Genomic DNA, 12,347 nt, shown 5'->3' with positions numbered 1-12,347 from the left:
TAGGAGGATTTGTCATGTTGGAGTTTGATACAAATTTAGATTCATTAGCGACAATAAAAGTTATTGGTGTCGGTGGAGGAGGAAACAACGCTGTAAACCGTATGATCGAGCACGGGGTACAGGGTGTTGAATTCATCGCTGTAAATACTGATGCACAAGCTCTTAATCTTTCAAAAGCAGAAATAAAGATGCAAATCGGCGGCAAATTGACTAGGGGCTTAGGTGCAGGTGCCAATCCTGAGGTCGGTAAGAAAGCTGCAGAAGAAAGTAAAGAGCAGATCGAAGAAGCATTAAGAGGAGCAGACATGGTCTTTGTTACAGCTGGAATGGGAGGCGGTACCGGTACAGGTGCTGCACCTGTAATCGCCCAGATTGCACGTGAAATCGGGGCATTGACGGTTGGGGTAGTAACCCGTCCATTTACGTTTGAAGGCCGTAAGCGTTCTAACCAGGCAAGCGGTGGTATCGCTGCCATGAAAGAAGGAGTGGATACGTTAATCGTCATCCCTAACGATCGTCTTCTTGAAATCGTCGACAAGAGCACTCCGATGCTTGAAGCCTTTAGGGAAGCGGATAATGTATTGAGACAAGGTGTACAAGGTATCTCTGACCTTATCGCGACTCCAGGTCTGATCAACCTTGATTTTGCAGATGTCAAAACGATCATGTCCAACAAAGGTTCCGCATTAATGGGAATCGGTGCAGCTTCAGGTGAAAATCGTGCTGCAGAAGCTGCCAAGAAAGCTGTTTCCAGTCCTTTGCTAGAGACATCGATCGATGGAGCACAAGGTGTATTGATGAATATCACAGGCGGAACGAGCTTGAGCCTGTATGAAGTACAGGAAGCTGCAGATATCGTGGCTTCAGCATCAGACCAGGACGTAAATATGATTTTCGGTTCCGTCATCAACGAAGACTTAAAAGATGATATCGTGGTTACTGTCATCGCAACTGGATTTAACGAAGAAGTTATTCAAGCGCCAAAACAGACTCGTCCTACATTTGGCGGTGTGAAACCTAATCCAGCACCGAGTCAGCAGCAGGTCAAGCGTGAACAACCAAAACGCGAAGAACCTCAACAACAGGAACCAGTACGCTCCTCTTCTAACAACCAGGGTGCAGAGGATACATTGGATATTCCGACATTCCTGCGTAACCGTAACCGCAGACGATAATTACTGCTCTGTGACAAGGTTCATGCAGAAAAATAACTTTCACAAAAAAGACCCACTCATCGAGGGGTCTTTTTTGTATTGTCAACCAGTCATTCAAGACTTCCGTATTCTTATCATATTGAGGTGACATATTTCGTTTCTTTCTCTTAAAAGTTTTCCTTCCTGGCATACATAAAATGACAAACTTTTAGAGGGTATGTACGATATACTTCGTATAAGTCATTCAGTTTTATAAATTAGGAAGCAGACTAGATGAAGTTTAAGGAGGGTAGCGATTGACCTTATATTTAGATGTCATCTGGTTGTTGAATGTATGTGTGGATTTTATGTTGCTCTGGCTGACAGGCTTGCTCCTCAAGAGACAATTCGCTCTCTGGAGGATAGCGATAGGAAGTTTGATAGGTTCTGCCATTATAATTCTTTCCTTTTCTCCTTATGCCTATGTAGTTGGAAATCCTCTGATTAAACTTCTGTTTTCACTGATCATGGTTTATTCGTCATTTGGTTACAAGAGACTTCGTTACTATCTTACGAATCTTCTTATGTTTTACTTTGTCACGTTTCTTACAGGTGGAATCCTCATAGGTGCCCATTACTTCCTTACGTTTGATCCTGGTGCGGAAACGACTGTACTTTTGGCAAGCATCAAGGGATTTGGAGATCCAATCAGCTGGGTCTTCGTCATGATTGCATTTCCACTTGCTTGGTATTTCTCAAAAGGCAGAATGGATAGTGTAGAGCACGCTAAGATCCAATATGACCAATTAGTGGATGTCGCCATAAAGATCGGGGAATATGAATTCAGTGTAAAAGGTCTCGTGGACAGCGGCAACCAGCTGCAGGACCCTATTTCAAAGACTCCCGTAATGATTGTGTCCATTTCATCTTTAAAGGATTCAGTTCCTGAAGAAGTGAAAATGTTATGTGAAGAAGCGGAAGACATATTTTCGGGTCAAACAAACCTTGAAGTACAATGGTCTGACCGTTTAAGAATCGTCCCTGCCCAGTCGGTTGGAAGGAAAAGTCAGCTATTAGCAGCAATCAAGCCTGATTCCATCAATTTAAAAGATCATGAATCCTCCTGGTCATCAAGCGGCTTGATCGTCTTCAGGCAGGAACCGCTCTCGGCTGATGAAAGCTTTGGAGCGATCGTTCATCCCAGAATGGCTTCAGGGAAGCCGGTACAGAATGTTTCATAGTATTACTATACTCACATTCTAAAGAAATAGAAGGGGGAACAACAATGAAAAAAGTAAAAATGAAATTTTTATACTTGTGGTACAAATTATTAATCAAGCTTGGAATAAAAACGGATGAAATCTATTACATAGGAGGCAGTGAGGCGCTTCCTCCTCCCCTGACAAAAGAAGAAGAAGAAGTCCTTCTCAACAAATTGCCCAATGGCGATAAAGCGGCACGGTCATTGCTCATTGAACGGAACCTTAGATTGGTCGTTTATATCGCCAGGAAATTTGAAAATACAGGCATAAATATTGAAGATTTGATCAGCATCGGTACGATCGGTTTAATTAAAGCAGTAAATACCTTCAATCCAGAAAAAAAGATAAAGCTAGCCACCTATGCCTCCAGATGTATTGAAAATGAAATACTTATGTATCTCAGAAGAAACAACAAAATTCGCTCGGAAGTCTCATTTGATGAACCGTTGAATATTGATTGGGATGGAAACGAACTGCTGCTGTCAGATGTTCTTGGTACGGATGAAGACATTATCACGAAAGACCTCGAAGCCACTGTGGATAAGAAATTGCTCTTCAACGCACTTCATCAGCTTTCCGATCGTGAAAAACAAATCATGGAGCTGAGATTCGGCCTGATGGGAGAAGAGGAGAAGACTCAAAAAGATGTTGCGGATATGCTGGGAATTTCACAGTCTTATATCTCCAGGCTCGAAAAAAGGATTATCAAGAGATTGAAAAAAGAGTTCAATAAAATGGTGTAAATCCAGACGGCTGATCTTTTTATTAAGATCAGCTTTTTTCATTGCAATCATAAAAAAATTTAGTTCATTATTTCTTGTATTGGTAAGGGATTCAAAGGAAACCATCGATTATTCGTCTGAATGAAATGCATATTTTTCCTCCTCAAGGAAATACTGAATTTTGTACAACAGCTCCTGCAAGGAGGGGAAAGAATGACACGTAATAAAGTTGAGATTTGTGGTGTAGATACTTCCAAATTACCAGTATTGAAAAATGAAGAAATGAGAGTGCTTTTCAAACAAATGCAAGCAGGCGATATATCCGCAAGAGAAAAGCTTGTGAATGGAAATTTACGCCTCGTCTTAAGTGTAATTCAACGCTTTAACAACCGTGGTGAGTATGTTGATGACTTGTTTCAAGTCGGGTGTATCGGATTGATGAAATCGATCGACAATTTTGATTTAGGTCAAAATGTGCGGTTCTCCACCTATGCAGTACCAATGATAATAGGAGAGATACGTCGTTACCTGCGTGACAATAATCCCATCCGTGTCTCACGCTCTCTGCGTGACATAGCTTACAAGGCGTTACAAGTAAGAGAAAAGCTGATGGGTGAAACCTCCAAAGAACCGACTGCTGAAGAGATAGCCAAGGTTTTGGACGTCCCGCATGAAGAAATTGTCTTTGCATTGGATGCAATCCAGGATCCGGTTTCATTGTTTGAACCCATATACAATGACGGAGGAGATCCGATCTTTGTAATGGACCAGCTAAGCGATGAACGGAATCGTGATTTCCACTGGATTGAAGAAATCGCCTTACAAGAGGGTATGCGAAGACTGAATGATCGGGAAAAGCTGATTATCAGTAAACGTTTTTTTCAAGGGAAAACTCAAATGGAAGTAGCTGACGAAATAGGGATTTCACAAGCTCAAGTTTCTCGATTAGAAAAAGCAGCCATAAAACAAATGAATAAGAATATTCAATAAGAAACATCACTGGAAGAAGAACAATCTCTTCTCCTTGATCTCTTGAGAAAGGCAGATCCATAAATCCCGGGTCTGCCTTTCTTTTTGCTGCATACAATATAGTAAGGTTCAAAACGTTGACCGGCGGGTATTACGGTCACATTCAAAAGTTGCAGGAGGGGATCTTGTGGTACGAATATCTGAATTCCAAATTAAAGATGTAGTCAATATATCGGATGGTAGAAAGTTAGGGAACATTGGAGATATTGAAATTAATCTGGATACAGGCAGGATTGAAGCGATCGTCATTGGAGGAGGGGGTAAGTTACTTGGTTTTTTTGGAAAGGATGAGGATATTGTCATACCGTGGAAGAGTATCGTGAAAATTGGGGAAGATGTCATCCTGGTTCGACACAAAGAAAGCCATTATATACAAGGACAGCTTGAGGAACCTAAAGAATCTTCTTGATAAATGACGAATATTCAGATTCTGTGGTACACTTATAAAAAAAGAAGGAGATTCAATCGTGTCTAACGAGCCATTTTACAAAGAAACTGATTCATATTATACGATAAAAAAATGGACTGAAGAATTTCCCGGTTTGCAGGCAGGAATGACTACCAGGCTAGGGGGAGACAGTAAAGGCTGCTATGATTCATTAAATATGGGGCTGCATGTTGGTGATGACAGTCAAGATGTGGTAAAGAACAGAACAATAATCTCTCGTTCATTACAATTTCCTTTAGAAAACTGGGTCGGTGCCGAACAGACGCACGGGAACAGGATTCATAAAGTGATTCCTTCTGATCAAGGAAAAGGAAGCCTCTCTTATTCCACGAGCATCAAAGATACTGATGGTTTTTTGACAGACAATAAAAATATCCTGTTAACGATGTGTTATGCAGATTGTGTCCCTTTATATTTTCTTGATCACAAGACTGGGAAGATCGGGGTGGCACATGCAGGCTGGAAGGGAACAGTTGAAGAGATAGGACCTGCCGTGATAACAAAATTCATGGAGGAAGGTTCCCAGCTGTCAGATATTGAAGTCGTAATAGGGCCTTCCATTTGTGAAGAATGCTATGTTGTAGATGATAGAGTATTGGATCGAGTAAAAAAAGTACTAGAAGATGGTAACGACTTGCCCTATAATTTAAAGGAAGAGGGGCAGTATCGTTTGGATTTGAAAAAGGTGAACAGACTCCTTCTGCTTCAAAGGGGCTTAGAAGAAAAACAAATCCATACTTCTGGTTATTGTTCTTCCTGCAGCAGTGAATTCTACTCTTTCCGAAGAGATGAGGGGAAGACAGGGAGAATGATGAGTTTTATTGGCTGGAAGGAGATATGAAATGAAAGTTGCAGAAAATCTGAAAATGATACAGGCTAACATTAACGAGGCTTGCAGCAGGAGTGGAAGAAAGCCTGAAGATATTAATGTTGTTGCCGTAACCAAATATGTTTCTACAGATAGAGCCGAGGAAGCCCTGCAAGCCGGCATCATTCATTTAGGAGAAAACAGGGATTCAGGTCTCCTGTCCAAATGGGAAGAGTTAAGAGATAAACCTCAGTGGCATTTCATCGGTACCCTTCAATCTAAGAAAGTTAAGAATATCATTGATAAAATATCATACATACACTCCTTGGACAGGTTATCCCTGGCCAAGGAAATTCATAAAAGAGCGGACAAGCCTGTCTCTTGTTTCGTTCAGGTGAATGTATCGGGTGAGGACTCGAAACATGGCATGCCTCCCCAGGAAGTTGAAGGATTCATCAGAAGTCTCAAAGACTATTCTACTGTAAAGGTAATCGGTTTAATGACGATGGCGCCTTATACAGATGATGAAGATTCTTTAAGAAAATACTTTCGCACATTAAGAGAACTTCAAGAGAAGATCCATTCCTTGGAAATATCAAATGCACCATGTACAGAGCTATCAATGGGGATGAGTAATGATTACACGATTGCAATTGAAGAAGGAGCTACTTTTATCCGTATTGGATCAGCGTTAGTTGGAAATGACTGAGAGGGGATGTACGTAAATGGGCATTAAATCTAAATTGAAAACGTTCTTCTTATTAGATGAAGAAGAATATGATTATGAAGAAGATGAGAAGTTCGAAGAGGAATTCGAGGAGAAGAAGAAAATGAAAACACAACCAGTGTCTGGCTCCAAGCAGAATGTTGTCAGTCTTCAGAGCGTCCAGAAATCTTCCAAGGTGATTCTGGTAGAACCAAGAGTGTATGCTGAAGCGCAGGAAATAGCAGATCACCTGAAGAATAGGCGATCAGTCCTTGTGAATCTGCAGCGGATTCAGCATGATCAGGCTAAACGTATCGTCGATTTCCTTAGCGGAACCGTTTACGCGATAGGCGGTGACATTCAGCGTGTGGGCATGAACATTTTCCTCTGTACACCTGATAATGTCGAAGTAAGCGGAAATATTTCTGAGTTCCTGAAAGAAGAAGATATATCTGATTCAAGGTGGTAATGTAAATTATGGGATTTGTATTTGACGTATTATCTACACTTATTCAGCTTTACTCATGGGCATTAATCATTTATATATTAATGTCATGGTTCCCGAATGCGAGGGAATCATCCATTGGCCAGTTTTTGGCCAGGATTTGTGAACCTTACCTGGAACCATTCAGACGGTTTGTACCGCCGCTTGGAATGATCGATATCTCTCCAATCGTTGCATTCATTGTGTTGAACTTGGCACAAATGGGCCTCCGTCAATTATATTTTTGGTTCATTTAAATGCATTCACTGAAAAAAGTTTTTACCGTAAAGAGCTGAAACATTTTAATTCGTTTCAGTTCTTTTATTTTGGCGTAATTGTATACAAGACCATGTAAGGAGCTGAGGCTGTTGTCCATTTATCAGCATTTCAGACAGGATGAAAAAGAATTTGTAGATCATGTGCTCCAGTGGAGAGAACAGGTGGCAAGTCAATATGCACCTAAACGGACAGACTTTCTTGATCCCAGGCAGCAGCATATTGTCCAATCGATTATCGGGCAGAATGAAGAGGTGCTACTATCTTTTTTTCCAGAACATACAGAAAGGAAAAGGGCTTTGCTATACCCTCCCTATTTCGAGCCTGAAGAAGAAGATTATGGTATACGGTTATTCGAGATTGAGTACCCGAGTAAGTTTGTTACAATAGAACATAGGCAAGTATTAGGCAGCATCATGTCTTTAGGGCTGAAGCGTGAAAAATTTGGTGATATCCTGTCAGATGAACAAAAAGTCCAACTGATTCTAGCGGAAGAAATTTCTGAATTTGTCAGGATGGAATTAAATCAGATAGGGAAAGCAAAAGTGACATTACAATCCACCCCTTTTACACAATTGATTGAAACAAGGGAGGAATGGCAGGAGAAAGTAACGACCGTGAGTTCCCTAAGACTGGATGTAGTGCTCTCAGCAATTTATAATATTTCACGTCAGAAGGCTCAAGCCTATATCAAAAGCAATCTGGTGAAATTGAATTGGAAGGTCACAGAAAATCCGTCCATAGAAGTCGAAGCAGGAGATGTATTATCAGTAAGAGGATACGGAAGAAGCAAGCTTCTTTCGATCGAAGGCAGAACCAAACGGGAAAAATGGCGAATTTCATTAGGGATTCTGAAATAAATTATAGAAAAAAGAAGGAATCCCCCCACATGCTGTCGAATTTTTAGTTATAATAAGAGTGTAACTCACCAAGTACTGGAGGTGGCTCCCATGCCTTTAACGCCATTAGACATACATAACAAGGAGTTTAGTCGTGGCTTTCGCGGTTATGATGAGGATGAAGTTAATGAATTTTTAGATCAAATCATTAAAGATTATGAAATTCTTATCCGTGAAAAGAAAGAAACTGAAGAACGTTTGAATTCTCTTAATGAACGTTTAGGTCATTTTACAACCATTGAAGAAACGCTTAACAAATCCATCGTCATCGCTCAAGAAGCAGGGGAAGAAGTAAAGAGGAACGCAACAAAAGAAGCTAAGCTGATTATCAAAGAAGCAGAGAAAAATGCAGACAGGATCGTCAATGAATCGCTTTCAAAAGCGAGAAAGATCGCGATTGAAATCGAAGAGCTTAAGAAGCAGTCGAAAGTATTCCGTACCCGATTCAAGATGTTGATTGAAGCGCAGCTTGATCTTCTGGATACAGACGATTGGGATCAGTTGATGGAATTTGATTTAGATGCGACTGAATTGAAAACTCTTAAAGAAGAAGAGACTCTGTCTTGACGAAAGCTGCTTTCATTTCATATAATTGTAAAACAATCTGATTTGCCATAATAAAGGCTGAGATAGGGACAGTACGTTTCTACTTTGATTCCTATATAGCGAGCCGGGGATGGTGCGAGCCCGGTAAGGAAATAGAAGCGGAAGATCACCCTTGAGCTCCATGCATGAAAAACCCAACTGATTCGGGAAGACTAGTGTATGGCGTTTTATTCACGTTACGAATGAATCGAGTGAGAGTGTCCATTTGGATATTTTTATGAGGGTGGTACCGCGGGAAAGCTTTCTCGTCCCTTTTTAGGGATGAGAAAGCTTTTTTTGTTGTCCAGATTGATTAAGAACACAAGAAAGTAGAAAAGATGGCAATTAAGATACATGCTGAAGGAGGATATATTAAATGGAGTATAAAGATACCTTATTGATGCCGAAAACTGAGTTTCCGATGAGAGGGAACTTGCCTAAAAGAGAACCTGAAACTCAAAAGAAATGGGAAGAAATGGACATCTACAAAATGGTCCAGGATCGTACAAACGGACGCCCGCTGTTTGTCCTTCATGATGGACCTCCATATGCAAATGGAAATCTTCACATGGGGCACGCCCTGAATAAAATTCTTAAAGATTTCATCGTACGATATAAATCAATGAACGGTTTTCATGCACCTTATGTTCCAGGCTGGGATACACATGGACTCCCAATCGAGCAGGCACTTACGAATAAAGGTGTAAAGCGTAAAGAGATGACGATTGCAGAATTTCGTAAATTATGCGAAGAGTATGCGTATGAACAAGTTGATATCCAGCGTACTCAATTTAAGCAGCTGGGAGTCCGCGGTGACTGGGAAAATCCTTATATCACATTAAAACCTGAATATGAGGCACAACAAATCAAAGTGTTCGGCGATATGGCTAAGAAGGGATATATCTACAAGGGGAAAAAACCTGTTTATTGGTCGCCTTCAAGTGAATCTGCTTTAGCCGAAGCCGAGATCGAGTATCAAGACAAACGTTCTCCGTCCATTTATGTAGGGTTCAGCGTGACCGACGGAAAAGGTATCCTTGAAGAAGGTACACAGTTCATTATCTGGACGACAACCCCATGGACGATTCCTGCGAACCTTGGCATCGCTGTTCATCAGGACCTGACATACGTAGTTGTATCGGTTAATGAAAACTCTTATGTAGTGGCTGAAGACCTTCTGGAAGATGTGGCAGAAAACCTTGAATGGGAAGGGTATGAAGTAACGGAAAAAGTCAAAGGTGATGACCTTGAACACCTAAAAGCCAAACATCCGCTTTATGACCGTGAATCCCTTATCATCCTTGGGGATCACGTTACAACCGACTCAGGTACAGGTTGTGTACACACTGCACCGGGCCACGGGGAAGATGACTTCCTTGTAGGTAAGAAATATGGGTTAGACGTATTATGTCCTGTTGATGATAAAGGTGTAATGACCTCTGAGGCTCCAGGCTTTGAAGGACTATTCTATGACAAAGCCAACAAACCAATCACTGAGAAGCTAGAGGAAGCCGGAGCATTATTGAAGCTTAACTTCATCACGCATTCATATCCTCATGACTGGCGTACAAAGAAACCTGTTATTTTTAGAGCGACTGCTCAATGGTTCGCGTCCATCGATAAATTCCGTGATGAGCTGCTGCAAGCTGTCAAGGACACGAAATGGGTTCCGAGCTGGGGTGAAACCCGTCTCTTCAATATGGTAAGAGACCGTGGCGACTGGTGTATTTCAAGACAGCGTGCATGGGGTGTCCCAATTCCTGTATTCTACGCTGAAAACGGTGAAGAAATCATCACAGATGAAACGATCGATCATGTTTCTGCTTTATTCAGCAAGCATGGTTCAAATATCTGGTTTGAAAAAGAAGCGAAAGATCTACTTCCTGAAGGGTTTACTCATGAAGGAAGCCCGAATGGTCAGTTCACGAAAGAGCAGGACATCATGGATGTATGGTTTGACTCAGGTTCTTCTCACCAGGCAGTTCTTGAAGCGCGTGATGACTTGCAGCGTCCTGCAGACCTTTACCTTGAAGGCTCCGATCAATATCGGGGATGGTTCAATTCATCCTTGACGACAGGGGTTGCAGTAACAGGGAAAGCACCTTATAAAGGCGTATTGAGTCATGGTTTTGCCCTTGATGGTGAAGGAAGAAAGATGAGTAAATCACTTGGAAACGTGGTTGTTCCTGAAAAAGTCATGAAACAGCTGGGTGCAGATATCCTTCGCCTTTGGGTAGCGTCGGTTGACTATCAATCTGATGTCCGCGTATCTGATCCGATTTTAAAGCAAGTCGCTGAAGTATATAGAAAAATTCGTAACACTTACCGCTTCCTGCTTGGTAACCTGGCGGATTTCGATCCGAAAGCCGATGCGGTATCCTATGAGAAACTCCGTGAAGTCGATCAGTTCATGATGGTGAAGTTGAATGAATTGGTGAAGAACGTAAAAAATTCTTATGACAACTATGAATTTGCAAGCATCTATCACGCAGTAAATAACTTCTGTACACTGGATTTGAGTTCATTCTATCTTGATTTCGCAAAAGATGTCCTTTACATCGAAGCAAAAGATAACTATGAGCGTAGAGCGATGCAGACTGTATTGTATGAAGCTTTGGTTGTTCTTGCAAAATTAATGTCACCGATCCTTTCTCATACAGCAGACGAAGTTTGGGCTCACGTTCCAGGAGTAGAAGAAGAAAGTGTACAACTAACAGATATGCCTGAATTGAAGGAGCTTCCTAATGCTGAAGCACTTAAGGAAAAATGGAATGCCTTCCTTGAGCTGCGCGACGATGTATTAAAAGCCCTTGAGGAAGCGCGTAATCAAAAGGTGATCGGTAAATCATTAACGGCAAAAGTAATCCTTTACGTAAATGATGAAACAAAATCACTATTGAATTCAATTTCAGAAGACCTGAAGCAATTGTTCATCGTCTCAGCTATTGAAATTGGCGGTGGAGCAAGTGATGCACCGGAACAAGCTTTAACGGTCGGGCAGAACAGCATTGTCGTAGAAAAAGCGGAAGGCGAAACATGTGACCGCTGCTGGATAGTCACTCCAACAGTTGGAGATGACAAAGATCATCCTGCTCTATGCACAAGATGTGCTTCCGTCGTAAAAGAAAATTATTCACACTTAGCATAGAATATATTAAAGTGAATGGGACATGAGTGTCCAAGTAAAAAGTAAAACCCTAACTAATTTGCCTTCAAAAAAGCAAAATAGTTAGGGTTTTTTGTTTGAATATACACCCAGATGTTACCTTTTCTTGGTCGGTTTGGCTTATGACATGTGCCTCTAAGCCCTGCAGCTGGACAATTGATACCTGTCCAGCTCCGGCGGCTAGAGGCTCGAGGTCATAAGTCAAGAAAGCCAAAAAGGCAAAAATCGCCTTTCCGGCTTTCTCGCCTTATGCTTGTCGCCTCTGGGCAAGCCGCCTCCGCATTTCTAGCCCGCAGGAACGCAGTGACGAGGAGGCTCACGGGCTACCCGCGGAAAGCGAAGTCTTGCACGGAAATCATTAGCGGAATTAAAAGTCAACCAAACAATTGTCTTGGACTTTCTAAGCATGAAATCATTGACATATCTCTTTAAATGGCGCAGTTATGTCATTGGCACGCTTAATTCCATAATTACTATATCTTGCAAGACAAATTTTAAGACACTTACCTCCATACTAAGAGTGGAGGGATCAAGATGACATATGACCGATACACATCCATCATTCAAGAACTGACAGCATCCTTGAAAGAGCTAGAGGCAAGTCGATCTCAACATCCTTTAATACAACATTATATAAACGAGGAAATTTCAGATGTGAAGCATGCGCTTCATCTGGCATCACAAAATCGTTACGGTCTTTGTGAAATGAGCGGTGAAGAAATTCCTTTTGACTTAATCAAAATGAACCCGACACTCACTTCGTTAACAGAAGCAAATGAATGGAGACAATACGGGAAAATTCATATGGGCAAGCATTCATAAAACAATC

At 41.4% G+C, this 12,347-nt stretch carries 13 protein-coding genes and 1 other annotated feature; all 13 genes read left to right on the top strand.

What is annotated here, in order from left to right:
- Nucleotides 1-14 precede the first annotated feature (14 nt).
- On the top strand, nucleotides 15-1,175 hold the full coding sequence (gene ftsZ, locus ACXAFV_RS18315; RefSeq protein ID WP_475128576.1) for a cell division protein FtsZ: 1,161 nt from the start codon (nucleotides 15-17) through the stop codon (nucleotides 1,173-1,175).
- 275 nt (nucleotides 1,176-1,450) lie between these two features.
- Complete coding sequence (spoIIGA, locus tag ACXAFV_RS18310; protein ID WP_475128573.1) at nucleotides 1,451-2,374, top strand: sigma-E processing peptidase SpoIIGA; 924 nt, start codon at nucleotides 1,451-1,453, stop codon at nucleotides 2,372-2,374.
- 44 nt (nucleotides 2,375-2,418) lie between these two features.
- Nucleotides 2,419-3,138 (top strand): RNA polymerase sporulation sigma factor SigE, encoded by a 720-nt coding sequence (gene sigE, locus ACXAFV_RS18305; protein ID WP_475128571.1) that lies wholly within the window; start codon nucleotides 2,419-2,421, stop codon nucleotides 3,136-3,138.
- Nucleotides 3,139-3,330: 192 nt separating this feature from the next.
- On the top strand, nucleotides 3,331-4,107 hold the full coding sequence (sigG, locus tag ACXAFV_RS18300) for an RNA polymerase sporulation sigma factor SigG (RefSeq protein WP_032088921.1): 777 nt from the start codon (nucleotides 3,331-3,333) through the stop codon (nucleotides 4,105-4,107).
- A gap of 166 nt (nucleotides 4,108-4,273) precedes the next feature.
- Nucleotides 4,274-4,555, top strand: coding sequence for a YlmC/YmxH family sporulation protein (locus ACXAFV_RS18295; RefSeq protein ID WP_175988847.1), 282 nt, complete (start codon nucleotides 4,274-4,276; stop codon nucleotides 4,553-4,555).
- A gap of 58 nt (nucleotides 4,556-4,613) precedes the next feature.
- Nucleotides 4,614-5,435, top strand: a complete 822-nt coding sequence (gene pgeF / locus ACXAFV_RS18290; protein WP_475128569.1) for a peptidoglycan editing factor PgeF — start codon at nucleotides 4,614-4,616, stop codon at nucleotides 5,433-5,435.
- Between the two features lies 1 nt (nucleotide 5,436).
- Nucleotides 5,437-6,111, top strand: coding sequence for a YggS family pyridoxal phosphate-dependent enzyme (locus tag ACXAFV_RS18285; RefSeq protein WP_475128567.1), 675 nt, complete (start codon nucleotides 5,437-5,439; stop codon nucleotides 6,109-6,111).
- A gap of 16 nt (nucleotides 6,112-6,127) precedes the next feature.
- Nucleotides 6,128-6,577 (top strand): cell division protein SepF, encoded by a 450-nt coding sequence (locus ACXAFV_RS18280; protein WP_446246255.1) that lies wholly within the window; start codon nucleotides 6,128-6,130, stop codon nucleotides 6,575-6,577.
- Nucleotides 6,578-6,585: 8 nt separating this feature from the next.
- Nucleotides 6,586-6,849: a YggT family protein gene (locus tag ACXAFV_RS18275; RefSeq protein WP_475128565.1), complete on the top strand. Its 264-nt coding sequence runs from the start codon at nucleotides 6,586-6,588 to the stop codon at nucleotides 6,847-6,849.
- Between the two features lie 111 nt (nucleotides 6,850-6,960).
- Nucleotides 6,961-7,728, top strand: a complete 768-nt coding sequence (locus ACXAFV_RS18270; RefSeq protein WP_475128564.1) for a YlmH family RNA-binding protein — start codon at nucleotides 6,961-6,963, stop codon at nucleotides 7,726-7,728.
- A 90-nt stretch (nucleotides 7,729-7,818) separates the two neighbouring features.
- Entirely contained in the window at nucleotides 7,819-8,334 is a 516-nt protein-coding gene (locus ACXAFV_RS18265; protein ID WP_446246258.1) for a DivIVA domain-containing protein, read from the top strand.
- A gap of 50 nt (nucleotides 8,335-8,384) precedes the next feature.
- Nucleotides 8,385-8,629, top strand: a binding site (T-box leader).
- A 99-nt stretch (nucleotides 8,630-8,728) separates the two neighbouring features.
- Nucleotides 8,729-11,500, top strand: coding sequence for an isoleucine--tRNA ligase (gene ileS, locus ACXAFV_RS18260; protein ID WP_475128562.1), 2,772 nt, complete (start codon nucleotides 8,729-8,731; stop codon nucleotides 11,498-11,500).
- A gap of 552 nt (nucleotides 11,501-12,052) precedes the next feature.
- Nucleotides 12,053-12,340 (top strand): hypothetical protein, encoded by a 288-nt coding sequence (locus ACXAFV_RS18255; protein ID WP_475128560.1) that lies wholly within the window; start codon nucleotides 12,053-12,055, stop codon nucleotides 12,338-12,340.
- The last annotated feature ends 7 nt before the right edge of the window (nucleotides 12,341-12,347 follow it).

The sequence above is a fragment of the Rossellomorea sp. ABR4_012 genome (assembly GCF_056159545.1).
Note: the sequence above shows the minus strand (reverse complement) of the source record. Positions and strands in the feature narration are given on the sequence as shown.

Bases quoted from the DNA above. Each gene is read 5' to 3' on its own strand.
- ACXAFV_RS18285 (WP_475128567.1), top strand. From the start codon at position 5,437: ATGAAAGTTGCAGAAAATCTGAAAATGATACAGGCTAACATTAACGAG.
- ileS (WP_475128562.1), top strand. From the start codon at position 8,729: ATGGAGTATAAAGATACCTTATTGATGCCGAAAACTGAGTTTCCGATG.
- ACXAFV_RS18265 (WP_446246258.1), top strand. From the start codon at position 7,819: ATGCCTTTAACGCCATTAGACATACATAACAAGGAGTTTAGTCGTGGC.
- sigG (WP_032088921.1), top strand. From the start codon at position 3,331: ATGACACGTAATAAAGTTGAGATTTGTGGTGTAGATACTTCCAAATTA.
- ACXAFV_RS18275 (WP_475128565.1), top strand. From the start codon at position 6,586: ATGGGATTTGTATTTGACGTATTATCTACACTTATTCAGCTTTACTCA.
- ACXAFV_RS18255 (WP_475128560.1), top strand. From the start codon at position 12,053: ATGACATATGACCGATACACATCCATCATTCAAGAACTGACAGCATCC.
- ACXAFV_RS18280 (WP_446246255.1), top strand. From the start codon at position 6,128: ATGGGCATTAAATCTAAATTGAAAACGTTCTTCTTATTAGATGAAGAA.
- ftsZ (WP_475128576.1), top strand. From the start codon at position 15: ATGTTGGAGTTTGATACAAATTTAGATTCATTAGCGACAATAAAAGTT.
- sigE (WP_475128571.1), top strand. From the start codon at position 2,419: ATGAAAAAAGTAAAAATGAAATTTTTATACTTGTGGTACAAATTATTA.